The sequence below is a fragment of the Myceligenerans xiligouense genome, from assembly GCF_003814695.1.
Taxonomy (GTDB): Bacteria; Actinomycetota; Actinomycetes; order Actinomycetales; family Cellulomonadaceae; genus Myceligenerans; species Myceligenerans xiligouense.
In genome coordinates this window covers 3,968,507-3,992,368 of the sequence record NZ_RKQZ01000001.1, presented here as the reverse complement: position 1 = coordinate 3,992,368, position 23,862 = coordinate 3,968,507, and the positions used below count along the sequence as shown (strand labels likewise).

The 23,862-nt window shown below is 70.5% G+C and carries 20 protein-coding genes and 1 pseudogene; 14 read left to right on the top strand and 7 right to left on the bottom strand.

What is annotated here, in order from left to right; translation table 11 throughout:
• The first annotated feature begins 301 nt into the window (after positions 1-301).
• Positions 302-4,687: a choice-of-anchor G family protein gene (locus EDD34_RS17460; protein WP_123815699.1), complete on the top strand. Its 4,386-nt coding sequence runs from the start codon at positions 302-304 to the stop codon at positions 4,685-4,687.
• Between the two features lie 224 nt (positions 4,688-4,911).
• Entirely contained in the window at positions 4,912-6,237 is a 1,326-nt protein-coding gene (locus EDD34_RS17455; protein ID WP_123815698.1) for a copper amine oxidase, read from the top strand.
• 23 nt (positions 6,238-6,260) lie between these two features.
• Here EDD34_RS17455 and EDD34_RS17450 read toward each other — a convergent pair whose 3' ends face one another.
• From EDD34_RS17450 to EDD34_RS17425, 5 genes are all read right to left on the bottom strand, one after another.
• Positions 6,261-6,743, bottom strand: coding sequence for a glutathione peroxidase (locus EDD34_RS17450; RefSeq protein ID WP_123815697.1), 483 nt, complete (start codon positions 6,741-6,743; stop codon positions 6,261-6,263).
• Between the two features lie 128 nt (positions 6,744-6,871).
• Entirely contained in the window at positions 6,872-10,441 is a 3,570-nt protein-coding gene (locus EDD34_RS17440; RefSeq protein ID WP_211341626.1) for a hypothetical protein, read from the bottom strand.
• A gap of 224 nt (positions 10,442-10,665) precedes the next feature.
• Entirely contained in the window at positions 10,666-11,043 is a 378-nt protein-coding gene (locus EDD34_RS17435) for a hypothetical protein (protein ID WP_211341625.1), read from the bottom strand.
• Positions 11,040-11,879 (bottom strand): NsdA family TPR-like regulatory protein, encoded by an 840-nt coding sequence (locus tag EDD34_RS17430; protein WP_211341624.1) that lies wholly within the window; start codon positions 11,877-11,879, stop codon positions 11,040-11,042. The genes EDD34_RS17435 and EDD34_RS17430 overlap by 4 nt, the downstream gene beginning before the upstream one ends.
• Positions 11,880-11,882: 3 nt before the next feature.
• On the bottom strand, positions 11,883-12,464 hold the full coding sequence (locus EDD34_RS17425; RefSeq protein ID WP_123815696.1) for a helix-turn-helix domain-containing protein: 582 nt from the start codon (positions 12,462-12,464) through the stop codon (positions 11,883-11,885).
• A 207-nt stretch (positions 12,465-12,671) separates the two neighbouring features.
• On the opposite strand from EDD34_RS17425, the gene EDD34_RS17420 reads away from it, so the two are divergent.
• From EDD34_RS17420 to EDD34_RS17395, 6 genes and pseudogenes are all read left to right on the top strand, one after another.
• The gene (locus EDD34_RS17420; RefSeq protein ID WP_123815695.1) at positions 12,672-13,007 is read left to right on the top strand and encodes a hypothetical protein; all 336 of its coding nucleotides are present in this window, start codon (positions 12,672-12,674) and stop codon (positions 13,005-13,007) included.
• Positions 13,004-13,783, top strand: a pseudogene (locus EDD34_RS21285) (HAD family hydrolase); the annotation flags it as partial. The gene EDD34_RS17420 and the pseudogene EDD34_RS21285, both read left to right, overlap by 4 nt.
• A 179-nt stretch (positions 13,784-13,962) precedes the next feature.
• Positions 13,963-14,487, top strand: a complete 525-nt coding sequence (locus EDD34_RS20765; RefSeq protein WP_246012543.1) for a phosphotransferase — start codon at positions 13,963-13,965, stop codon at positions 14,485-14,487.
• A gap of 315 nt (positions 14,488-14,802) precedes the next feature.
• On the top strand, positions 14,803-15,111 hold the full coding sequence (locus EDD34_RS17405) for a hypothetical protein (RefSeq protein WP_123815692.1): 309 nt from the start codon (positions 14,803-14,805) through the stop codon (positions 15,109-15,111).
• On the top strand, positions 15,108-15,449 hold the full coding sequence (locus tag EDD34_RS17400) for a hypothetical protein (RefSeq protein WP_123815691.1): 342 nt from the start codon (positions 15,108-15,110) through the stop codon (positions 15,447-15,449). Before EDD34_RS17405 ends, EDD34_RS17400 begins: the two co-directional genes overlap by 4 nt.
• On the top strand, positions 15,446-15,925 hold the full coding sequence (locus EDD34_RS17395) for a type II toxin-antitoxin system RelE family toxin (protein ID WP_123815690.1): 480 nt from the start codon (positions 15,446-15,448) through the stop codon (positions 15,923-15,925). Before EDD34_RS17400 ends, EDD34_RS17395 begins: the two co-directional genes overlap by 4 nt.
• Here EDD34_RS17395 and EDD34_RS17390 read toward each other — a convergent pair.
• Together EDD34_RS17390 and EDD34_RS17385 are read right to left on the bottom strand one after the other, a co-directional pair.
• On the bottom strand, positions 15,894-16,688 hold the full coding sequence (locus EDD34_RS17390; RefSeq protein WP_123813516.1) for a transposase family protein: 795 nt from the start codon (positions 16,686-16,688) through the stop codon (positions 15,894-15,896). The two genes, EDD34_RS17395 and EDD34_RS17390, sit on opposite strands and share 32 nt — an antisense overlap.
• 315 nt (positions 16,689-17,003) lie before the next feature.
• Entirely contained in the window at positions 17,004-17,969 is a 966-nt protein-coding gene (locus EDD34_RS17385; protein ID WP_246012542.1) for a pseudouridine synthase, read from the bottom strand.
• Between the two features lie 162 nt (positions 17,970-18,131).
• On the opposite strand from EDD34_RS17385, the gene alr reads away from it, so the two are divergent.
• From alr to EDD34_RS17355, 6 genes are all read left to right on the top strand, one after another.
• Entirely contained in the window at positions 18,132-19,439 is a 1,308-nt protein-coding gene (gene alr / locus EDD34_RS17380) for an alanine racemase (RefSeq protein ID WP_123815689.1), read from the top strand.
• Entirely contained in the window at positions 19,430-19,951 is a 522-nt protein-coding gene (gene tsaE / locus EDD34_RS17375) for a tRNA (adenosine(37)-N6)-threonylcarbamoyltransferase complex ATPase subunit type 1 TsaE (protein WP_123815688.1), read from the top strand. The genes alr and tsaE overlap by 10 nt, the downstream gene beginning before the upstream one ends.
• A gap of 166 nt (positions 19,952-20,117) precedes the next feature.
• Positions 20,118-21,410: a cellulase family glycosylhydrolase gene (locus EDD34_RS17370; RefSeq protein WP_246012540.1), complete on the top strand. Its 1,293-nt coding sequence runs from the start codon at positions 20,118-20,120 to the stop codon at positions 21,408-21,410.
• Between the two features lie 49 nt (positions 21,411-21,459).
• Complete coding sequence (gene tsaB, locus EDD34_RS17365; RefSeq protein ID WP_123815687.1) at positions 21,460-22,254, top strand: tRNA (adenosine(37)-N6)-threonylcarbamoyltransferase complex dimerization subunit type 1 TsaB; 795 nt, start codon at positions 21,460-21,462, stop codon at positions 22,252-22,254.
• Positions 22,255-22,273: 19 nt separating this feature from the next.
• Positions 22,274-22,783, top strand: coding sequence for a ribosomal protein S18-alanine N-acetyltransferase (rimI, locus tag EDD34_RS17360; protein ID WP_123815686.1), 510 nt, complete (start codon positions 22,274-22,276; stop codon positions 22,781-22,783).
• Between the two features lie 17 nt (positions 22,784-22,800).
• A complete protein-coding gene (locus EDD34_RS17355; protein ID WP_123815685.1) occupies positions 22,801-23,844 on the top strand; it encodes a sulfurtransferase in 1,044 nt (347 codons plus the stop codon).
• Positions 23,845-23,862 lie beyond the last annotated feature (18 nt).

The window sequence follows — 23,862 nt, the reverse complement described above, 5'->3', positions numbered from 1 at the left end:
ATATTTCCTTATAGCGTCCCCCTTAGGGCCCGTGTGCGCCATATTGCCTGAGCGTGCGCTGGGGCATATCTGATGACAGGGCATGCATATCCCCCGGATCTTGTGTTCGCTGAACGCGGGACTCGTGTGAGTTTTTCGGGTCCCGTCGTCATTCCGCCGCCGCCCAGACGGCGAAACCTGTGAGGAGTGAGTTCCTTTGAGGCGAACACCTTTGCCTTCACGACGACGCCGATTGCGAGGTCGTGCCACATGGCAACGTCCGGTCGCGATCGGTGCCGGTGCCGCGCTGTGCGTCGCCGGCTTGAGCGTTCCCGCACAGGCGGCGCTCGACACCTATCCTGACGACCCCGCCGAGGCGGGGGCCAGCGTGCTGATGTCCGAGCTGATGGAGCAGGAGCTGCTGGGCGGCGCCACGTCGGTGGCGGGCTGGGACACCGACCCGGGCCCCAACACCGAGAACCTGGACGTCGACGTGCTCGGATCCCAGCTGCTGCAGCTCGGGGACGTCTCGCTGCCCGTGGACGAGTTCATGGACCTCGGCCAGCTCGGGGCACTCGCCAGCACGAGCGAGGCCGGCTCGCCGGTCGACGGCCGGGCCGCCACCGGGGTGATCGGCCCCGACGGTGGCGTGACGATCGACGGGACGGCGGAGGGCGACTGGGGGACGACGACGCTCGACCTCCTGGCGCTCGCGGACGCCACCGGCGCGAGCGGGATCACCGACCTGGCTGTCGACCAGCTCGACCTCCAGCTCGGTGCGGTGGGCTCCGAGGTGATCGCCGAGGACGGCGTGTTCCTGGACCCGGACGGCGGAGTGACCGGCCCCGGGCAGTACGTCCTGGGCGACGCGTCCCTGCTGATGCACTCGCCGGTGATCGAGGACGCCGCCGCACAGATCTACGATCTGGGTGGTCAGGTGGACACCGCGGTCGAGGACCTGGTCGACGAGGTCTTCAGCGTGACGGACCTGGTGGCCGCGCTGGACATCCCCGGCCTTCCGGCTCCGGACTGCTCGGTCGACTCCAACATGCAGGACACGATCGTCAACGCCGTGGTGGGTGAGCCGCTCACGTCGGCGAACCAGCTCGTCACGATCGACTTCTCCACGGGCCAGGCGGAGATCCACCTGGAGCACCTGGTCGAGGGCAACGACCCGTGGGCCGGCGGTGACGACGCGGGGATGAACGGTCTCGCGCCGAACTACGAGGTCATCGACGATCAGACGTATCCGCAGATCGCCGAGGGCGTGCACGAGCTGATGGAGGAAGCCGTCCAGATCATGGCGACCGCCGTCGAGGAGTCGCTGGACGCCGTCACGATCAGCTGCGAGTGGTACCAGGAAGGCCCGCTCCCCGGCGACGTCGTCGACGTGTCGTGGACGGTCAACCTGGCCGACGCGGCCAGCGGGAACCTCGCGCCGGTCGAGCAGAACTGCTCCGGTGTGACCGCGACGCTGCTCTGCACGACGCTGGCCACGACGATCAACACCGGCGGCGCCCTCTTGTCGCCGGTCTTCGCGACCGTCTACGACTTCCTCATCAGCGACGAGGGCGCCCAGGTGTTCGAGTTGTTGATCACGGACATCAAGACGGGCCTGGTCACGGAGACCGTCGGCACCGCGCTGTCGCCGGTGTTCGACGTGATCACGCAGTTCATCTCCTTGCAGATCAACCACCAGGAGACGGCGACCTGCACGACCGGCACGGGCGACGAAGCGCTCGCGTCGCTCGAGGTCTCCGCCCTCTGGCTCGGCCTGGTGCAGGGCGACCTCGGCAGCATCGGCCTGGGCAACTCCGGTGTCCGGATCGACGCGTGCGGGACCGCCGCCATCGAGCCGACGATCTCGGTCGACCCGACCGAGGTCGCTCCGGGTGAGTGCACCGTGGTGTCGGGTGAGGGCTACACGCCTGACTCGACGGTGACGGTGCAGCTGACCGACGCCGACGGCAACCCCATCGGTGAGTCGATCGAGGCCGAGACGGACGACACTGGTGCGTTCACGGCCGACCTGTGTGCTCCGGACGACACCGCGCCGGGTGAGCACACGGTGATCGGCACCGACGACACCACCGGCACCCCGGCGGAGACTCCGCTGGCGGTGACGCCGTCCGCGATCGAGCCGACGATCTCGGTCGACCCGACCGAGGTCGCTCCGGGTGAGTGCACCGTGGTGTCGGGTGAGGGCTACACGCCGAACTCGACGGTCACGGTGCAGCTGACCGACGCCGACGGGAACTTCGTGGGGGACCTGATCACCGCTCCGACGGACGCGGCGGGCGCGTTCACCGTGGACCTGTGCGTTCCGGAGGACGCCGAGCCAGGTGACTTCACCGTCGTCGGCACGGACGACACCACCGGTACCCCGGCGGAGACTCCGCTGACGGTCACGCCGGCCGACGAGATCGATCCGGCGTTGTCGGTGGATCCGTCGGAGGTGGCTCCGGGGGAGAGCACGGACGTGACGGGTGAGGGCTACACGCCTGACAGCACCGTGACGGTCCAGCTCGTGGACGCTGACGGCAACTCCGTGGGTGACCCGATCGAGGATGTTCCGACGGACGCGGACGGCATGTTCACGACGCCGCTCACCGTTCCCGAGGACGCCGAGCCGGGCGACTTCACGGTTGTCGGCACCGACGACACGACGGGTACCCCGGCGGAGGCCGCGCTGGCGGTGACCGACGGGGACGGCGGTCCGTCGATCTCGGTCGACCCGACCGAGGTGGTGCCGGGTGAGTGCACGGTGGTGTCGGGTGAGGGCTACACGCCGAACTCGACGGTCACGGTGCAGCTGACCGACGTCGATGGCAACCCGGTCGGTGAGTCGATCGAGGCCGAGACGGACGACACGGGGGCGTTCACCGTGGACCTGTGCGTTCCGGAGGACGCCGAGCCGGGTGACCACACGGTGATCGGCACGGATGACGAGACCGACGAGTCGGCCGAGACCCCGCTGGTGGTCAACCCGGCCGACGAGATCGATCCGACGATCGTCGCCGACCCGGACACCGTCGCTCCGGGCGACACCACGGACATCATCGGCGACGGCTACACGCCCGACAGCACGGTGTCGGTCCAGCTCGTCGACCCCGACGGCAACCCCGTCGGTGACCCGGTGACCGCCACCACGGACGAGACGGGCAGCTTCGTGCTTCCCGCCGTGATCATGGACGAGACCGAGCCGGGCGAGTACACCGTCATCGGCACGGACGACGAGACCGGTACGCCGGCCGAGACTCCGCTGACGGTGACGCCGGTGGACGGTATCGATCCGACGCTGTCGGTCGACCCGTCGGAGGTTGCTCCGGGTGAGTGCACGGTGGTCTCGGGTGAGGGCTACACGCCCGACTCCACGGTCACGGTGCAGCTCGTCGACGTCGACGGTAACCCCGTCGGTGAGTCGATCGAGGCCGAGACGGACGACACGGGTGCGTTCACCGTGGACCTGTGCGTTCCGGAGGACGCCGAGCCGGGTGACGGCGCGGTGATCGGCACCGACGACACCACGGGTACTCCGGCGGAGGCCCCGCTGACGGTGACCGACGGCGACGGTGGCGGACCGGGGGACATCGACCCGACGCTGACGGCGGATCCGTCGATGGTCGCTCCGGGCGAGGCCACCGAGCTGACCGGCGAGGGCTACACGCCGGACAGCAGCGCGACCGTGCAGCTCGTGGACGCCGACGACAACCCCGTGGGCGACCCGATCGAGGACGTTCCGACGGACGAGGACGGCATGTTCACGATGCCGCTCCTGGTTCCCGAGGACGCCGAGCTCGGCGACCACCTGGTGATCGGCATCGACGACACCACGGACACCCCGGCGGAGGCCCCGCTGATGGTGCACGACGGTCACCACGGGGGCGGCCACGCCTGCGACAACCCGGCCCTGTTCGCCACGACCGAGGTCGTGACGGTCGGTGACGACGTGCTCGTCACCGGGATGGGCTTCGAGGCCGGCGCCGAGGTCGAGGTGCAGCTCCACGGTCCGGACGGTGAGCCCTTGGGCGACCCGGTCATGGTCACGGTGAACGAGCAGTGTGGTTTCCAGGTGACCATCACGGTGCCGGAGGGCTCGGACCCGGGTCTGCACGAGATCATCGCCACGCCGGAGGACGGCGGCGACGGTGCCTCGGTGCCGATCGCGGTCTGTGGTCCGGAGGGCGTCGCCCGTGCGCTGGACGCGTGGTTCGAGCACGAGACGGTCGAGCCGGGTGACAGCCAGACGTTCTACGCCTCGGGCTTCGAGCCGGGTGAGGTCGTCGTCGGCCTCATCCACTCGTCCCCGGTGGCCCTCCAGGGCACGGCGGCGGACGAGGACGGCGTCGTCAGCTGGACCTTCATGGTTCCGGCCGACTTCACCCCCGGTCCGCACGTGGGCATCGCGACCAGCACCGTCCACGGTGACCACGCCGTCGCCGGCTTCGACGTCGTCGTGTACGACGACAACGGGGACGGCAACGGCTCCGGTGACGGCGAGAACGGGCACGGCAAGGGGCACGGCAAGGGCCACGGTCACGGTCACGGACACGGTTACGGCAACGGCAGCGGCGCGTCCGGCAACGGTGACGGCGGGGGCCACCTCGCCGCGACCGGTGCGGACGCGTCGATGCTCGCGGCGATGTCGTTCCTGCTGCTCGCGGCGGGTGCGGTGCTGATCCGTCGGCGGCAGGTGATGAGCCGCTGATGACGAACCGTCCGGACCGCTGATCGCTCGGCGCTCAGCGGCCCGGACGGCCACCGCGCAGACCGGGACCGGCCCGGCGTGACGCGAGTCGCGCCGGGCCGGTCCGTGCCCGAAGATCGATGGGCAGGGGGTCTCACCAGCGATTTTCAGGGGGTAGCAGGGTGCCGGACCAGAGTGGTGCACGACGGCGGTCGGTGCTGGGTCAGCGGGGGGTGGTGGCGGTGATGGTGGTCTGTCTGCTCGCCGTCGCCGCGGTGGTGGCCATCCTGCTGGTGGTCTCCGCGGGGCCCACCACGGGGGGTGAGCGGGCGCCGCGGGGCGCGTCGGTGTCGTCGTCGGCGGTGGAGGAACCCGACTGCGCGGAGAACGCGCCCATCACGCAGACCCTCAGCAGCGGCTCGTCCTGGACGATGTGCTGGCGGGTCGACCACAACACCGGGCTGGTGCTGGAGGACGTGACCTTCGCCCCGGCGGGGCACCGGCAGCTGCGGGTGCTCGCGTCGCTCACGATCGGGCAGCTCGAGGTGCCGTACGACACCGGCCTGCGGAACACCGAGGACATCACGTCCCAGGGGTTCGGCGGGCGGTCGATGCTGACGCTCACCGAGGCGTCGTGCGGCGGTGAGCGCGTCACGGCCGACGTGCCCACGTTCGGCGACGGCAGCGTGAGCGGTGTCGACACGCGCGAGGTGCTCTGCCGCGAGACGGTGGACGGCGGGATCGCCTATCACGCGGCGGACGAGGCGTCCGGGTCCGAGCCGTTGGTGGAACGCCGGACGGACCTGCGGCTGTCCACCGTGTCGAAGGTGGGCTGGTACGAGTACGTCACGCAGTACACGTTCGGCGCGGACGGGTCGATCACCCCGGAGCTGGGCGCCACCGGCGACCTGTCGCCCGCCGACTACACGGACGACGCGCACGGCTGGGCGGTCGGTGAGGGCGATCACGACCACGCGGCCAGCCACTCGCACAACGTGGTGTGGAAGGCGCACTGGGCGCTCGGTGGGCGAGGTGGGCAGCGGGTCGAGCAGTACGACGCCGCGGACACGGACGAGATGGGCCCGAAGTCCCGTGTGGTGGCCGGCAGCCTCACGACGATCGGCCGCGAGGACACGCGCACGATGCAGAACCGCCGCTGGTGGCGCGTGGTGAAACCCGGCCGCCTCAACGACGACGGACACCCGGTCAGCTACGAGATCGACCTGGGCGCGTCGTCGTCGTTCACGTTCACGCGCGACGACGGTCACGAGCACGGCGGCTACGACATCGCGTTCACCGAGGCGACGGACTGCGAGCTGTTCGCGACCGCGAACCGGGACGGTCACTGCGGCCGCGGCGTGCCCGACTACGTGTCGGACCGCCAGGAGCTGGACGACGTCGTGGCGTGGGTGGCGGTCGGGTTCCACCACGTGCCGCGGGACGAGGACCAGAGTCCGATGGAGTCCCACTGGCAGGGGTTCACGATGATCCCGCGCGACGTCACGGCGACCCGCCCGGACGTCCCGCCGTCGCGCGACGCCGTGAACGGCAGCCCGTCGCCCGCCGGGTGAGACCGTCCCCTCGGCGACCGCGATCAGCGGGGGAGGTGCGCCTCGATCGCCGACACGACCTCCGGGGCGTCCGGAGTGGTCTGCGGGTCGAAGCGGCGCACCTCCCCGCCCGGGAGGACGAGGAACTTCTCGAAGTTCCACCGCACGCGGCCGGAGTGACCGCCGTCGTCGGCGGCCTTCTTCAGCTCGGCGTACAGCGGATGCGTGTGGCGCCCGTTCACCTTGACGCGGTCCACCACGGGGAAGGTGACGCCGTAGGTGGTGGAGCAGAACTCGGCGACCTTCTCGTTGCTGCCGAGTTCCTGGAAGAACTGGTTGCTGGGGAACCCGATCACGGTGAACCCGCGCTCGGCGTAGGTCTTCTGCAGTTGCTCGAGCGCCGTGTACTGCGGCGTGAGGCCGCACCGGGAGGCGACGTTGACGACGAGGACGACGCCGTCGGCGTGGTCGGCGAGCGTGGTCTCGCTGCCGTCCATCCGGCGGAAGGGGATGTCGTAGAGGCTCATGCGACCATCCTGGCACCGGCGTGCTCTCGTCCGTAACCAGGTCTGCGGTGAGACCTGGCCGACGCCCGGCGCGCGCGGCCCGGCCGGGCGCGCCGCGGGACACCTGCCCCGCGGCGCGCCGTGTGGCGTCAGCCGGCGGCCACGGCCAGCCAGCTCAGCACCGGTGCCTCCGTGCCGCCGTCGTTCGCGACGCGGAACGTCACGACGGTCTCCTCGGGGAGCGTGAAGCTTCCCGTCAGTACCTCGGAACGGCCGCTGCTGCCGTTCGGGAACGCCACCGAGCCCAGCGGCACCGAGTGCGCCGCGCCGTCGGCCCCGGTCCACGAGACGGAGGTCGCCATGCGGCGTGACCGCCCGTTGCCCGGGTTCCACCACTCCGTGTGCCCGGACGAGAGCGTGTACTCCCCGGCCGGGAGGGTCAGCCGGTAGTCGAGTGGCTGCCCCGTGCCCGAGGTGTAGTAGCCGGTCTCGCGCATCTTGTCGTAGGGGTTGGTGTTGAGCGGTCCCTTGCCCGAGTAGGGCGCCGCGCGGCCCCAGCCGGCGTCGTCGGACCACACGGCGTCGGGCTCGCCGTTGCGGAGCCCGTCCCCCCGCGCGTCGGCGTACGCCTGGATCGCGGGGTACGCCGCGCCACCACCGACGGCCGGCGCGTTGGCGTCGACGAAGTACACCAGGCCCTCCGGCACCACCTCGACGATCGTCGAGATCCGCAGCGACGGGTCGTTCCTGAACGTCCCGTCGATGCGCACCATGGAGTACGGCTCGTCGAACGCGCCGGCGGGCAGGAACCAGTCGACCGCGGCGTCGATCGTCGTGCCCGCCTCCGACGTCGCGGCCAGGGTCGCGGGGAGCTCGGGCGTCTGCCCGACGGCGGTCGCCGTGCGGGAGACCGGATCGACCAGGGCGACAGGACGGTCCTCCGGGGCGACGTCGCGGACCTTGGCACCGCCCGCCAGGACGTCGACGCCGTCCAGCGTGAACGTCCCGCTGATCACCCGCACCGTGACGGTGTGCCGCCTCTGCTTCAGGCCACGCAGCCAGTACGAGGTCTCCCGCGTGCCGGCCGCACCGACCTGCTCGGTGCGCGGCGGACGACCGTCGATCTCGACCTCGATCGTGGCCGCGCCCGTGGCGCCGAACAGGTTCAGGCCCGTGCCGGTGAAGTCGAGCTCGGCGGACTGCCCCGCGGTGAGCACGTGCAGCGTGCGGTTGAAGTGCGCGAAGCCCGACTGCGCGAAGCGCGCGCCGTCGGGGTAGGACACGCGCTCGTCGGAGTCGTCGAGCTTCTCGGACTTCCACGCCTGGCCCTTGATCGGCGTGATCGCGAGGTTGTCGTACTGAGTGTTGTAGAACCCGCTGACGAGCGAGACGCGGCCCGCGAGCACCGGGTTGGCCGCCGGGTCGACCCACTGCTTCAGCAGGTCACCGTCCAGCCGCGCGGTGATGACGTTCTCGCGCGCCTCGACCGACAACTTGTGCCACGCCCCCGGGTCGAACCCGTCGAGCGTGCCCGACGCGACGACGGTGTCGAGCTTGCGCAGCTCCCACGTGCCGTCCGCGTGGACTCGGGTGGCGTAGGTGGCCTGGTCGCCGCCGCGCGCGTACACCTGCCGCACGCCGAGACCGGCGAAGTTCGCCAGGCTCTCGTCACGCATGACGTCGTCCAGCCGGAAGTCGACCGTCGCCCTGTAGTCGGCCCACCGGTGGTCGCCCAGCACGGTCGACGGCGCGGCGGACTGCAGGATGTCCTGCCGTCCGTCGCCCCACACGTTCCACGTGAAGCCGCGGTTCTCGGCGTGGATCTGCTGCTGCAGCACGTTGTTGCGGTGCCAGCGGCGGCCGGTGCGGACCACCTCGAACGCCCCGTCCTGGTCCGCGGTGTACCGCGGCGTCCCGCCGCGCCGCTCCACGTACGACAGCTTCGTGCCGTTCACGACGGCGGCGGGGTAGTCGTCGTACTCGAAGTTGTCGCGGTACGGCAGCGAGAGGATCTCGTCGTCCGCCTCGGACGCGTAGTCGCCCGGCGTGTACTCCCGCGTGGTGCCGTCGGTGCCGTGCGGCAGCGTCGACAGCGTCAGGATCGAGTACGGCTCGACCTTCACGCGGTACACGTCGTGCTCGGTGCCGTCGATCGTCTCGGTGCGCACCGGAGCGTAGTGGCCGACGTTCTGGAAGTAGTCGGCGTCGTACGCCTCCCCGGCCTCCGGCCCCGTGGTCTCCCAGGCGTGGAGCGGCCGGCCGCTCTCACCCAGGTCCGCGACCTTGACCTCGAAGTACCGGGCGGTCGCCGTGTTGTTGGCGTGCACCTGCGTGAGCTCGGGCTCGCCGTCGGCGCTCGCGGGCGTGCGCAGGGTCATGACGGTGCGGGTCGAGGTGTCGACGTTGGTGCCGCCGTCGCCCTTGGTCCCGTCACCGCCCGTCGCGCCCTCGATGTACTCCCAGCCGTGTTCCGCGAACTGGTGGAAGTGCCGCACGGTGGCGATGCCGATGTCGCCCTCCCAGTAGCCCGACCAGGGGTCGGACGCCCGGATCAGGTGCTTGGGCGAGTACTGCGTGCCCTCGTACATCGCGCCGACCGCGGGCTGGAACAGGAACGTGGTCATGTGCGCGGGGTCGTCGCCCGCCCCGCTCCACCGGTAGGCGTTGATGAAGCGGTCCGCGATGTCCGCGGCGCCGACCGCGCCACCGACGCCGCCGCGCTCCGGCTCGGCGTTCACGCGGTACTGGGGGTCGATCATGGGTGCGACGCCCTCGGAATACAGGATCGGCTTGCCGAACTCCTTGTTGAGCCGGGTGACGTTCGGCCCGCCCACGATGTCGTAGTGGTAGCCGAGCGCGTCGATCTGCTCGAGCGCCTCGGGGTCCGCGAGGATCTTGCCGGCGATCCGGTCGCCCTCACGGTACGAGTCGAGCGCGATGATCTTGATCTGTGAGTAGTCGAAGCGTGCGTCGGCGGCGAGTGCGTCGCGTTCGAGCCACTTCGCGAACTGGACGGTCCAGCGCAGTTCGGCGTCCTGGTAGGTGTCGCGGCGCACCTCGTTCTGCGACGGGCTCACCCAGTCGAGCTCGACGCCGTAGGTGTCGTACGCGGCGTCGATGGTTTCCTTGTACCACTGGTAGCGCTTGGCCGGGTCGTTGCCGGTCCACGACGGCTCGCCCCAGCGCAGGATCTCGGTCTCGATGTCCGGGTTGATCGTCAGCGCGTCGGCGATGAAGTGGAAGCCCGCGCCGCGCAGCACGTTGGCCGGCTCGCCGGCGCTCCGCTTGGTCGCCGGCTCAGCGCCCGACGACGTGTTGGAGTCCGCGCCGAGCTCGACCTTGATGTGCGCGAGGCCCGCGCCGTCCACCGGGTCGAAGAGCAGGCGCATGATCGACCAGTAGGCGTCCGGGTTCTCCTCCTTGTAGTCCAGGAGCAGCTTCCCGGTGTTGTTGCAGGATACCGAGCCGAAGCCGCCGAACACGTTGTAGGGCGTGCCGTCCGGGCGGCGTTCGACGTCGTCGCCGTCGACGACGAGTTCGCGCCAGTCGATCGACGGGTCGTCGACGTGGAGCTCGGGGCCGGCGCTCGTGACGGCCGGCGCCGGCGCCGCGGCCGTGTCCTGCGCGGCGGCAGATGGAGAAAGCAGGCCGCCTGCGGCGAGTGCGAGGACTGCGACCGCGGCGGCGGGCGTGCCCCTGCGGCGGTAGGGACGTGACATGGGTGCTCTCCGTCGTCTTTGACTGGTCTGGTACGGAGAGCGGCGATCGTCAGTGATCGAGTTTGATCGAATAGTGCGAAATCTGTTCGCTCTCCCGATCAGAAAGTAGGCGGTCGTGACACTTCGGGTCAACGAAATGATCGATAGTGATCGTTTCGAGGCGCCGAGCTTGAAGGGCGAGCAGCCGGTGGACGTGCCGCGCCAGGGCCCCCTCCTGACGCTTCCTAGAGGAGACGTTCGATGGTCTCGAAGATCTCGGTGTCGGTCTCCTGCTGCCAGGCGGGCATGTCGTCCCAGTCCGCGACGTAGGAGGGCTTGGGATCGGGAAAGTGCTTGTAGATCTGCCCGATCCAGCACAGCGCGACGAACCGGCCCTTCTGCTCGCGGGTGAGCCGACCGGCCGCACCACCGGTGGTCTCGGCGAAGGAGCGGACCTGCTCGAAGACGGCCGCAGCGGCGGATCGCTCCCATTCGGGGGTCTCGTCCCAGGCCGCGATGTAGCCGGGCTTGGGCTCACCCGGGTAGTGCGCGGTGACGCCGGCGATCCATGCCTCGCGGAAGATCCGGCCGGGTTCGTGGTGCAACGTGGTTCCCTTCGTCATGCTGCGGTCAGGGTGGTGATCCGGGCATCGAGTTCCCGGACTCGGAGGTCTGTCCGGAGCGGCCTGAGGTGAGGGCGCAGGTCGAGTAGCTTGCGAGCGATCATGCCGGACCGGGTCTCGTGCGCGTGCTTGAGCACGGCGTCGGCGTGGGTGATGACCTGGTCGAGGTCACCGCGCTGGGCGCCGACGACCGCGAGGTCTGCCAGGACTCCAGCGCGCCGTCGGACGGACGTGGCGTGATCGAGCGCTTCAGCCAGCGCGGCCTCCGCCAGGTCAGGACGGCCCAGGGTCACATAGCACGTACCACGTTCTTCCGGGAGGCGGGCCCCGTTGAAGCGCAGCCAGCCGCCGTTGTGGACTGTCCCTGTGAGTCCGGCGACCTCTTCGGCGCTGTCGAGTGCTCGGCAGCAGGCGTCCAGGTCTCCCAGACCCGCGAAGGTTTCGCCCTGCACGGCCGCTACCCAGTGGCGTGTCGACAGTTCGCTGTCGCCGCGCGTGGCAATCGTTGCGGCGAGGTTGAGCAGTGGTGCGGCGTCGGCGAATCGCTTCTCATATACCGATAGGTAGGCGTGCCGGGTGAGTGCGCAGGCCCACAGGTCGTGCGCACCGGCGTCCTTGCCGGCCTGAGCAGCCTGGTGATAGCAGTGCGCGGCGACGGTGTAGTTGTCCGCGTCGAAGGAGATCTCTCCGGCGAGCTGGAACAGGTCCGCCGCCAGCGTGCACAGATGCTGACGCGCGCTCGGGCCGGGAGAACCTCGCAGGCATTCCACGAGGACTGACAGTTGCCGTCGCACCAGCGGCATCACGTCACTCTTCGACGGGGCGAACGCGTACACCTGCTAAAGGTGCTCATTGAACTTCCGGAACTCCGCAACCGGCGGCGTCGGCCCTGGAGCAGGGGCAACGGGGAAGAGTGCGGTCGCGGCGAATGTGCTGAGCAGTCGCAGCATCTCCCGGCGGTGCACGTCGTCGTCTCCCTCCCGGACCGGCCCGGTCACCGTAGAGCCGGTGCTGGGCACCATGATGGCGTGCTCGGAGCGGTCGGCGGTACGGCCGACCACCATCAGTTCGGCGGGGGAGAAGTGCTCCCGGTCGGCGTCGTCAAGCAGGTCACCGACGGTACAGCCGTTGCCGAAGGTGCGAGCCAGCGCCCCGAGGATCGTCAGCGACGGCTTCGTGCCGCCATAGGGCCAGGACTCCCACTCGCTGACCCGGCTCTCGGAGATCGTGAGGTCAGGGTTGGTCGTGCGTAGCTGTTGCACGAGCTTCCACTGCGGCCAGCCCATCGCGTACCGCCACGCCGTGCGTGGGCGTACACGGAACGTCGTGCCGATCTCGGCGGCGACGTGCGCCATCGCGTGCCCCTGAGCGAGCAGGCTCTCGCGGAACTGTTCTCGTCGTGCCTTGGCGCTGGTGGCCATGCCCGCCCCTTCGATGGCCTGTTGACGTGCGACGTCCGCCTCGATCGTAGAGAACGACACCTCCGCGAGTCAGTACTGGAGCGAAAACTTCCAACGCCTGGAAGAAAGTCGCCCGGCAGCGACGGGATCTTTCAGAACCGCATCCCCACACAGTGGTTGAACGTGACGGCAACGCCTGCCCTCCGAGTCCGACCAGGGGAGCACGACATGACGAACAGCCCGCAGGAATCCATGAACCTCAACGACCACGACGCCAGGAGGCCTCCGACCCTCGGGATCGGTGATGTCCTGGACCTGACGGCCAGTCTCCTCTCCGCGGTCGGCGGTCCACGGGTCGAATTGTTCACGGCGACCCGGAACCACGTCTGCTTGCAGCCGCGGGATCTGGCCGATGGTGAGGCGATCGCGCGCCTGCTGGGCTGTGACCGGCCGCTGGATCATCACCTGCTGACGCCGGGTTGCACCGTGTGGACCGGAGAACTCGACGGCGTCGAGGTCGAGGTCCGCGCAGAACTGCGCCGCCCGGCAGGAGCCGTCCGATGAGCCCGGCCATGGCCCCGCAAATGCGCGCTGAGATGCTGATCGTGCTCGACATTGACGGGACCTTGGTCGGCAAGGATTGCAAGGTCCCGGTCCAGACCGTCGACGCCTTGGAGTTGGCCCGCGCGGCCGGGCATCACATTGTTCCGGCGTCCGGGAGGTCGCTGGCCGGGCTGATTCCGATGGCCCGCAGGCTCGGGTTGACCGAGGGGTTCGCGGTGGGGTCGAACGGCGCGGTGACCGTGCACCTGGATGCGGGCATGCCCTCGGGCTATGAGGTGACCGACACCGCCGTGTTCGACCCGGGACCGGTCATCGCCAAGGCTCAGGCTCTCGAACCCGAGGTTCTGGTCGCGGTCGAGAGGCTCGGGGAGGGCTGGCAGGTCAACCACCGGTTCGACGCCGGTCTGCTGAACGGTCCCCAGCGTGTGGTCGATGCGTCCGAGCTCCACGGTGAGCCGACCACGCGGGTCGCGCTGCACGCCCCAGGGCTAGCACGGCACACCGAGGCCCTGGCCGCACTGGGCGGCGTGACCGTCACCCCGGCGGGGAAGAACTGGATCGACGCCACCCCGGCCGACGTCTCCAAGGCGACCGCCGTGGAGCGGATCCGGACCCGGCTCGATGTGCCGGCCGCCGCGACGGTCGCGGTGGGGGACGACCTGAACGACCTTCCGCTGCTGAAGTGGGCCACTCGGGGCGTCGCGATGCAGCATGCTCCTGCCGTCGTGCACGACGCGGCTGACGAGACCACCGGCTCGATCGACGCGGCCGGGGTCGTGACCGTGCTCCACTCCCTGACTCCTGCCGTAGCGCGCGACCCGGGACTGTCCCCATTGGCCGCGCAGCTGACCGCGGCCGTACACACCACCGCCGGAAGTCTGACGTCGGTTCGCGTCTGGCACAGCACCAACACCGATCTTGCCAAAGCCGAGATCTGGACCCACCACACCGGAACTTGGAGGCGCCACTCGCCCATCCCCGCCGCCCGCGGCGCCACCATGCGCGACATGGAGAATGCCGCGCACGAAGCCGGCCTCGACTTCCCCCGCGGCACGCCGACCTGCTCGACCCGTGGGAGAAGCAGCACCTCGACCAACTCGTGCGAGCCGACCGTGACATCACCGACGCCCTGACCGGCCGGAGCCTGGTCCACGGTGACGTCCACGAACTGAATCTCCTGGTCGCCAACGGCCAGGCGCACCTCGTCGACTGGGCCTGGGCTCGCGCCGGACCGGCATGGGTCGACGCCGCGCTCCTGACCATCCGGCTCATCGCCGCCGGCCACCACCCCGCCGACGCCGAAAAACTCACCGCCCCCACCTGGGGAATACAGCCCGACACCCGTGCGACCACCGTTTCCACCTTCGCCGCCGCGACGTACGGCATGTGGCGCCGACTCGCCGTCCAACACCCCAGCCCTCACCGCGACGGACCCGTCCAAGCCGCCCGCACGTGGACACAACACCGCAACACCATGTGACCACTGCTACCGCCAACATCGATCCACGACGACCAGCGCGTTCAGCAGGCCGCTACCGGTAGGAGCAACGCATGACAGACCGCCGCAACTGGCTCGTCGCTCACCTCGACGAGGCGGCCGAACAGCTCGGCGTGACCGTCGGAGGCGGTGACCCAGACCGATGACTCTGATTCCCTCGAATGTCGTCGCCGTCGAGTGCCGGACGGCGATCTTTGGGCTGGACTTGGCATCACGATCAGCAAAGAGGCCGACATGAGGAAGCCCTTCACAGCCTTCGAACAGCCCCCGTCTGATGGGAGCGATAGCGTGCCGAATGTGGCCAGTGACAACGTCGAGAGCAAGTTCGATATCACCGAGATCTACGTGGACGAGATCCGTGACGTCGGTGATCTTGGTGAGCCGGTGGGAGCGATGATCGAGTACCTGATCGAGAACCCGGGCAGTCGTTTTGGCGTCGTCCAGGACGGGTTCGTCGCGGCGGTGGTCATTGATCGTGTGGACGCCTCGATCTTCGAGCACCTGCAGGTCCGGTACCAGCAGAAGCCCGGCGAGCACCAGGCTCGGGAGCCGCGGGTCAGCGCGGGCACGATCAAGAACGAGACGGGATCGGGGGAGGACTCATGAGTGACGCCATGTACGAGCCCACGGACTTCGACCTCATCGACCCCGCTACCGTCCGCACGGATGTGTACCCCGAGTACATGGTCGACCTCAACGGCATGGGACCGGGTATGAGCGAGATGGTCGCAGCTCTGACGGCGGATCCGGGCCGCAAGATCGGCATCACGAAGAACGGCCGGCTCGTCGCGGTCGTGATCGACCCTGAGGACACCAAGATCTTCGAGGGTCTGGAGATCGAAGCCGAGTCCGAGGAGCGTGCCCGCGAGCGCGAGGAAGAAGCACTCGGAGACCACGACCATGACCGGGCTGATGGCAGGGCCAACGCCGGTGATGCGCGATGAGCCAGCGGTATGCGATCAGGTACACGAGCGCCGCCGAAGACGCGCTCCGCGCGATCAAACGGAAGAACTGGCGTGCGTTCGACCAGGTCAAGGCGAGTATTGCCAAGCAGGCTGGTGAGACGCGGCCGAAGACTGAGGTTCGGGTCAGCCACTACCGCGTCAAGCTCGCCGTCGAGGGCGACAAGCTCGTCGTCAGGGAGATCGCGGTCGAGGTCCGCCGCTACGTGATCAAGTACAGGCGCAAGGCAGAAGACCAGATCAAGGAGATCAGGAAGGGCGACTGGCGGATCGCCGACCAGATCGACGCGGCGATCAAGAAGCTCGCGGACAACCCACGGCCGCATGGCGTCAAGAAGATGGCCGGGTCACAGTTCGAGTATCGGATCGCGGTCAAGGACTACCGCGTCGTGTACGAGATCGACGATGACGAACTGAGAGCGCTATTCACGTGGCCTGTCGGTAGAACTCGAGGTTGACGATGATGTGGATCAGGGTTGGGAGTTCGGTCAGGCGGCCGCGGTAGCCGGTGGCGAGGATCTTCCAGTGCTTGAGCAGTCCGATGGTCCGTTCGACCGGTGCGCGTAGGGAGGCGATGTGCCGGTTGTGCTCCCGGTCGGCTCTGGAGCGGCGTTTCTGGCCTCGGGCCTTCTTCCGTGGCGTGAGGCGAGTGTGTTTCACGTAGGCGGTGTCGGCGATGACGGCGATCCAGTCCCGCTTCGCCCGCGCGGCAGTGATCTGGTCGGCCCAGCCGACCTCGTCCAGTGCACGCGAGTCGTGTCGCGAGCCGGGTACCGGTGTCGAGACGTCGGCCAGGGTGCCGTCGCGGAACGCTGCGACCTGCACGCCGAGGGCCTGCTTGTGATGCTTGGCGGCGTAGTTCGTGGTCCCGGTCCCTGTGCGGTTGCCCGTTGGGATCGGCGTGCCGTCGATCAGCACGGTGCCGCGTTCGAGCGCGTCGGCCAGATGCTTGCGGTCCAGGGCGGTGACCTGTCCGATCATCGGGATCAGGTACCGCCAGATCCGCGAGACGGTGGCTTGCGCGATGCCGAACAGGTCTCCTGTGAGCTGCTGGGGCAGGTTGTGCCGGGCGATGATCAGCACCATCGTGACCGCCCTGCCGAACGGAAGCGTGAAGTCGTACCGATCACCATCGGGCCGGCCGGTGTGGACCTGCCAGCAGCGAGCGATCAGTTCGGCGGTCTGGGCACCGGTCAACCCGGCGGTACTGTGGTGGCGCATCGGTCCTTCGGACGGTTCGAATCCTGGCGTAGACAACCTGGATCCAACCGCACGCAAGGACCGTTGCGCTATCTACCGAACCTTGCCCTGCAGCAGCGTCACCGCAGGCCAGAGCCTCACCAGCTCATGACCAGAACCGAGCCGCTGAATAACGCTCTGATCGTCCTGATCCTCAAGGCCAAACACCGAAGCAGTTCCTACGAGCGGTAGCTCTGCGACCGAGTCTGCCACCACGATGAGTCGGGGCTGCGAAGGGCGCCTTTGCCAGAGCGCAGTGGTCCCGTTTGGGCATCCCCGCGCGCCTCGCGCGATCTCTCATCGGAGGACGACCTGCCGCTCCGCGGTCCCGCTCGGCAGCGCGCCGTCGATGTCGAGGGAGCGGCGAGACTCGAAGCGGCGAAGAGCCCCGTCCAGCGGGTCGCGGAACTCCACCGCCCGCGCCAGGAGCTGGAGCGGGCGGGCGAAGTCGTCCGCGACGTCCTCGCGGAGCACCGGCCAGAACGGGTCGTGCAGGATCGGGACGCCCAGTGACGCCATGTGCAGGCGGAGCTGGTGCGTCTTGCCGGTGTGCGGTTCCAGGCGGTACAGGCCCAGGCCGCGCGCCTCGTCGCGGGCGACGAGCGTGATCCGTGACTCCGCGTTCGGCGCGCCCGGGACCTCCTGCGCGGGTGCGGTCCCGCGATGCTTGACGATCCGTGAGCGCACCGTGACAGGGGTGGCGACGGAGAGGTCGTCGTGCAGCGGCGCCACCGCCTCGTACACCTTCCGCACCCGCCGCTCCTGGAAGAGCGTCTGGTACGCGCCCCGCACCTCCCGGCGGACCGTCAGGACGAGAACGCCGGCCGTCGGCCGGTCGAGCCGGTGCGCCGGGCTGAGCTCGGGCAGGTCGAGGGTGGCACGCAGGCGCACCAGCACGGTGTTCCGGATCCACCGGCCGCGCGGCATCGTGGCGAGGAAGTGCGGCTTGTCGACGACGAGGAGGTCGGCGTCGTGGTGCAGGATCTCCGGTTCGAAGGGGACGGCGGGCTCGTCTCGTGGCGGGTCGCGGTACAGGAACAGGAGGCCGCGCGGCTCGTACGGGGTGTCCGGGGTGATCGGCGTCCCGCGGCCGGTGACGACCTCACCGGCCGCGACCTTCTCCCGCAGGCGCGTGCGGTCGTCGGGGAACCGGTCGAGGAGCCACGCGTACGACGTCGGACAGCGGGCAACGGTCGCGTCGTCGTGCGGCAGCACGAGCCGGGTGGGATTCAGCCCGTCGCGCACGGGCAGGGGCGAGAGCACGCCTCACGCTAACGCGCCGGGGGCGGACGACGGCCCCGCGCTCACGCGCCGGCGGCGGACGAGCACGCCGTCCTGGCGGTGTAGCTGCGCTCCCATCACGCAGAACGGCGTGGTCGCGGTCCGAGGAGCCGTCGGCCGGGCGGCAGTGCGAGAATCGCGGGTGTGAGCACCACCCCGCCCCTCGGCGTTCTTCCCGGGTTCGATCCCGAGTACCCTGCGCGCGCCGTCGTCGACCTGACCGCCGTCCGCGACAACGTGCGGGCCCTGCGTCGTGCCGCCTCGGGCGCCGCCCTCATGGCCGTGGTCAAGGGTGACGCCTACGGACACGGGCTGCTGCCCGTCGCCCGGGCGGCGCTCGCCGGTGGCGCGACGTGGCTCGGGGCCGCGCAGGTCGGCGAGGCGCTGCGGCTGCGGCGGGCCGGCGTCACCCCCGCCGACGCACGCATCCTCACCTGGCTCTACGCACCCGGCGCGCCTCTGGAGGACGTGCTGCTCGCCGACATCGACATCGGCGTGGCGGCACCCTGGGGTCTTGACGCGGCGGCGGACGCCGCCCGCTCCGCCGGACGTCCCGCGCGCGTGCACCTCAAGGTCGACACCGGGCTCGGCCGCAACGGCGTCACCGTGGACGACCTGCCCGGCGTGCTGCGGCGTGCCGCCGACCTGCGGGGCCTGGTCGAGGTCACCGGCGTCATGTCGCACTTCGCCTGCGCCGACGAGCCCGGCCACCCCAGTATCGACGCCCAGGTGAAGACGTTCGAGGACACGGTGACCGCCGTCGAGGAAGCCGGGTTCACGCCCGAGGTGCGGCATCTCGCCAACTCCGCCGCCACCCTCACCCGGCCCGACACGGCCTGGGACCTCGTACGGACCGGCATCGCGATGTACGGCCTGACGCCCGTGCCGCAGATCAGCGTCCCGAGCACGTACGGACTGCGTCCCGCGATGACCGTGGAGGCGCGGCTCGCGACCGTGAAGCGCGTCCCCGCGGGCAGCGGGGTCTCCTACGGGCTGCACTACACGACGTCGCAGGACACCACGCTCGGCGTGATCCCGCTCGGGTACGCGGACGGCATCCCGCGCCACGCCAGCGGCGGGGCGCTCGGGCCGGGTGGTCCCGTCCTGGTCGGTGGGGGCGTGGGCGACGTCGCGTCGCGCGAGGCCGGGCCGGGCTCCGCGCGCGTCGTGCGGGTCGCGGGCCGGGTGTGCATGGACCAGATCATGGTCGACCTCGGCCCGTACGCGACCGAGCAGGCGGGCGACGTCGTCACGCTGTTCGGACAGGCCGACGGCGTCGAGCACGCCGGGGCGCCCAATGCCGAGGACTGGGCGCAGGCCGCCGGCACCATCAGCTACGAGATCGTCACCCGCGTCGCCGCGCGCATGCCGCGCGTGTACGTCGGCGCCCAGGAAGTAGGAGCAGACGACGCGAGCCTCGGCGCGCTCGCCGGAAAGGGAACATGGTCGTGAACGGGACGACGACGGAGACGATCGCCCTCGAACTGCCCGACGCCGACGCGACCCGCGCGTTCGGTGCGCGGCTCGCCGGGCTGGTACGCGCCGGGGACCTCGTGATCCTCACGGGTGATCTGGGCGCGGGCAAGACGACCCTGACCCAGGGGCTCGGCGGCGGGCTCCACGTGCGCGGCCAGGTCGCGTCGCCGACCTTCATCATCGCGCGTGAGCACCCGCCGCTGCCGCGCGAGGACGGCACCCGCGGCCCGGCGCTCGTGCACGTGGACGCCTATCGGCTCGGGGGCCTGGACGAGCTCGACGCGCTGGACCTGGACTCGTCGCTGGAGGAGTCCGTGACCGTGGTCGAGTGGGGGCGCGGGCTCGCCGAGACGCTCACCGAGGACCGGCTGGAGATCGACCTGGTGCGGCCGCGCGGCGGAGACCCGGACCCGGACGACCCGGACTCCGGCGTGCGTCGCGCGACGGTCCGCGGTGTGGGGGAGCGCTGGGCCGGGCTGCGGCTCTGACGCCGCCGCCGTCGGCGGCCCGAGGCGGTGGAGCGGCCGGCGTGCGCCGGCCGGCTCGCATGTGGCAATCCCTCATATCCGCCCGGCCACCGGCCCTGTTAGCGTCCGACGAGCAGCAGGCGGCGCAGCCTGCTCCGGCTCCGGACACGAACCGAGGTGGTCTCCCGTGGTCATTCGCCGCAGCTCGATACTCGCCGCGATCGCCGCGGCCGCGATGCTGGCCGTGGGGACGGCGCTCGTTCCCGGCCTGCCCGCCCCGGCCTTCGCCGTCGACTGTGCCGCCCCGGCGTGGGCGGAGGGAACCACCTACGCCGTGGGCGACCGGGTCACGTACGAGGGCGGCGGCTACACGGCGACGACGACCCACACGGCGTATCCCGGCACGGGCTGGGACCCGGCGTCGACGCCCGCGCTCTGGACGCACGACGGCACCTGCGACGGCGGGCCGGCTCCGGACCCGACCGGTGACCCGACACCGACCCCCACACCCACGCCCACGGAACCCGATCCGGATCCCGCCACTCCCGTCGCGGCGAACGGCCAGCTCCACGTGTGCGGCGTCGGGCTGTGCAACGAGGACGGCACGCGGATCCAGCTCCGCGGCATGAGCACGCACGGAACCCAGTGGTACTCCCAGTGCGTGACCGGCGCCTCGCTCGACACCCTCGCCCACGACTGGAACGCCGACGTCGTGCGGATCTCCACCTATGTGCAGGAAGGTGGCTACGAGACCGACCCGGAGGGGTTCACCGACCTGGTCCACACCTACATCGACATGCTCACGGCACGCGGCATGTACGCCGTCGTCGACTGGCACATGCTCGACCCGGGCGACCCGAACGTGAACCTCGAGCGCGCCAAGACCTTCTTCAGTGCCGTGGCCGAGCGGCACGGCGGCAAGAACAACATCATCTACGAGGTCGCGAACGAGCCCAACGGCGTGTCGTGGCAGTCGATCAAGAGCTACCACGAGCAGATCATCCCCGTGATCCGCGAGAAGGACCCGGACGCCGTCGTCCTGCTGGGCACCCGAGGATGGTCCTCGCTGGGCGTCTCCGAGGGGTCGGACGAGTCGGAGATCGTGAACGACCCGGTCGACGCCTCGAACGTGATGTACACGTTCCACTTCTACGCCGCGTCGCACGGACAGGAATACCTGAACACGCTCTCCCGCGCCGCCGACCGGATCCCGATGTTCGTCACGGAGTTCGGCACCCAGGACTACGCGGGCGAGGGCGCCAACGACTTCGCCATGTCCCAGCGGTACCTCGACCTCGCGGCGTCGAAGAAGATCAGCTGGGTGAACTGGAACTTCTCCGACGACCACCGGTCGGGGGCGGTCCTCACGCAGGGAAGCTGCGCGGCCGGGTCGTTCGGGACCGGGAACCTCAAGGAGGCCGGGCTCTGGATCCGCGACCGCATCCGGACGCCCGACGACTTCCAGCCCTCGACGCCCTGACCCCCCGGCGGCGCTTCTGGCCCCGAGCGGCCCGAACTACGCTTGGCTCGTGCCCGTCCTCGCCATCGACACCTCCGCCGCCGTGACCGTCTCGCTCGTGAGCGAGAGCGGCGGTCGCCTCGCCGCCCGCTCCTCCGGCGAGCGCCGCCGACATGCCGAGTCCCTCGCCCCGCTGATCACCCAGGTGCTGGGCGACGCCGGCGTCGACCGGACCGAGGTCACCGCCGTCGTCGCCGGGACGGGCCCCGCGCCCTTCACCGGACTGCGGGTCGGGCTGGTCACCGCCCGGACGCTGGCGCTCGCGCTCGCGATCCCGGTGCTCGGCGTGCCGAGCATCGACGCGCTCGCGGTCCAGGCGGTGAGCGATCTCGGGCTGAACCCCGACGACGAGGTGCTGGTCGCGTCGGACGCCCGCCGCAAGGAGGTCTACTGGGCGCGGTACCGCGTCGTCGCGCACGAGGGACCGCACGGCGTCCCGGTGGTCGACAGGCTCGCGGGGCCCGACGTCGGCCGGCCGGCGGCGGTGGCCGAAGCACAGCTCGGCGGGTCGGCTGCCGCGTCCGCCGGGTCGGCGGGTGCGGGTGCCCCGGGCGGCACCACCCGCGGCGAGGTCCCGGCGGGGACGCGCGGCGCCCGGACCGTCGTCGTCGGCGAAGGGGCTGCCCTGTATCCCGACGTCCTGCCGCTCGACGACGACGCCCCCCTCCTGCCCGACGCGACCGTGCTCGCCCGGCTCGCGCTCGCACGCCGCGACGCGGGCGCGGACCTGCCGACCGAGCCGCTGTACCTGCGCCGTCCCGACGTGCAGGAACCCGCCGGGCGAAAACTTCCCGCCCGGGGCTAGGCACGCTTAGGCTGGTGATATGCCCGAGTTCCAGGTTCGCCCGCTGCGCAGTTCCGACTTCGATCGTGTCCTGTGGCTGGAGCGCGACCTGTTCGGGTCCGGTGCCTGGACCTACGGGATGCTCGCCGACGAGCTCGCCGCGCTGGGGCGCTGGTACATCGTCGCCACCATGGACGAGCCGGGCACGATCGGGCCCGACCCCGTGGTCGGGTACGCCGGCCTCTGGTTCGACGGCGACGACGCGCAGATCATGACCATCGGCGTGGCCAAGGACCAGCAGCGCAGCGGCGTGGGCCGGCTGCTGATGGACGCGCTGATCGCGCAGGCGCGGAAGCTGAAGGCGCAGGCCGTGCTCCTGGAGGTGCGGGTCGACAACGAGCCCGCCCTGGCGATGTACCGCCGCTCCGGCTTCGAGGTACTGTCCGTGCGCAAGCGCTACTACCAGCCCGAGGACAAGGACGCCTACACGATGCGCCTGGACCTGCGGGCCGAGCCGCGCGCCGTCACCGACGACGGCGACGCCGCCTGAGGCAAAGGGATCGAGACGTGAGGGAACAGGTGCTGGTCGAGGCCGCCGAGCTGGCGGCCGATCTCCAGGTCACGGCCGGGACGCACGCGGATCCCCGGACGGGGACCCCGGTGCTGCTCGACGTGCGCTGGGCCCTCGGCATGACCGACGGCGCCGAGCGGTACCGCGCCGGGCATCTTCCCGGGGCCGTGTACGTGGACCTGGAGACCGAGCTTGCCGCGCCCGCCTCCCCGGCCGCCGGGCGCCACCCCCTGCCGTCCGCGGCCGCCTTCCAGGACTCCGCCCGCCGGTGGGGCGTGGGCCGGGACTCGCGCGTGGTCGTGTACGACGGCGTCGGCGGCACCTCCGCGGCCCGCGCCTGGTGGCTGCTGCGCTACTTCGGGCTGGACGACGTCCGCATCCTCGACGGCGGGCTCGACGCCTGGACCGCGGGCGGCCGCGCGCTCGAGGTCGGCACCGTGACCGCCGAGCCGGGAGACTTCGTCGCGCGGCCCGGCGGGATGCCCGTGCTCGACGCCGACGACGCCGCCGCGCTGGCCGACGGTGAGGGCGTGCTGCTCGACGCGCGGGCCGGGGAGCGCTACCGGGGCGAGGTGGAACCGGTGGACCCCCAGGCGGGACACATCCCCGGAGCGCTGTCCGCACCCACGACGGGGAACCTGGACCTGGACGGGCGGTTCCTCGACGAGGCCAGGCTGCGGGAGCGGTTCGCCGAACTGGGCATCGTCCCGCCGGACGCGGGCCATGCCGCCGGGCCCGGCGAGGGTGATGCGGCGGGGGCGCGTGAGGAGTCCGCCGGTGAGGAGCCTGACGGTGAGGAGTCTCCCGGTGAGGAACTCGTCGGTGAGGAGCTCGCCGGTGTCGGCGTCGGGGTGTACTGCGGCTCCGGCGTCACCGCGTCACACCAGATCGCGGCGCTCGCGGCCGCCGGGGTGCCGGCGGCGCTGTACCCCGGCTCCTGGTCCCAGTGGTCCAACGACCCGACCCGCGAGGTGGCGACCCTGTCCGGCGGCCGGTCCGCTGTCGACGAGGTCGGCTCTCCGAGGGACCGACAGCATTGACGACGGACCGACCGCACC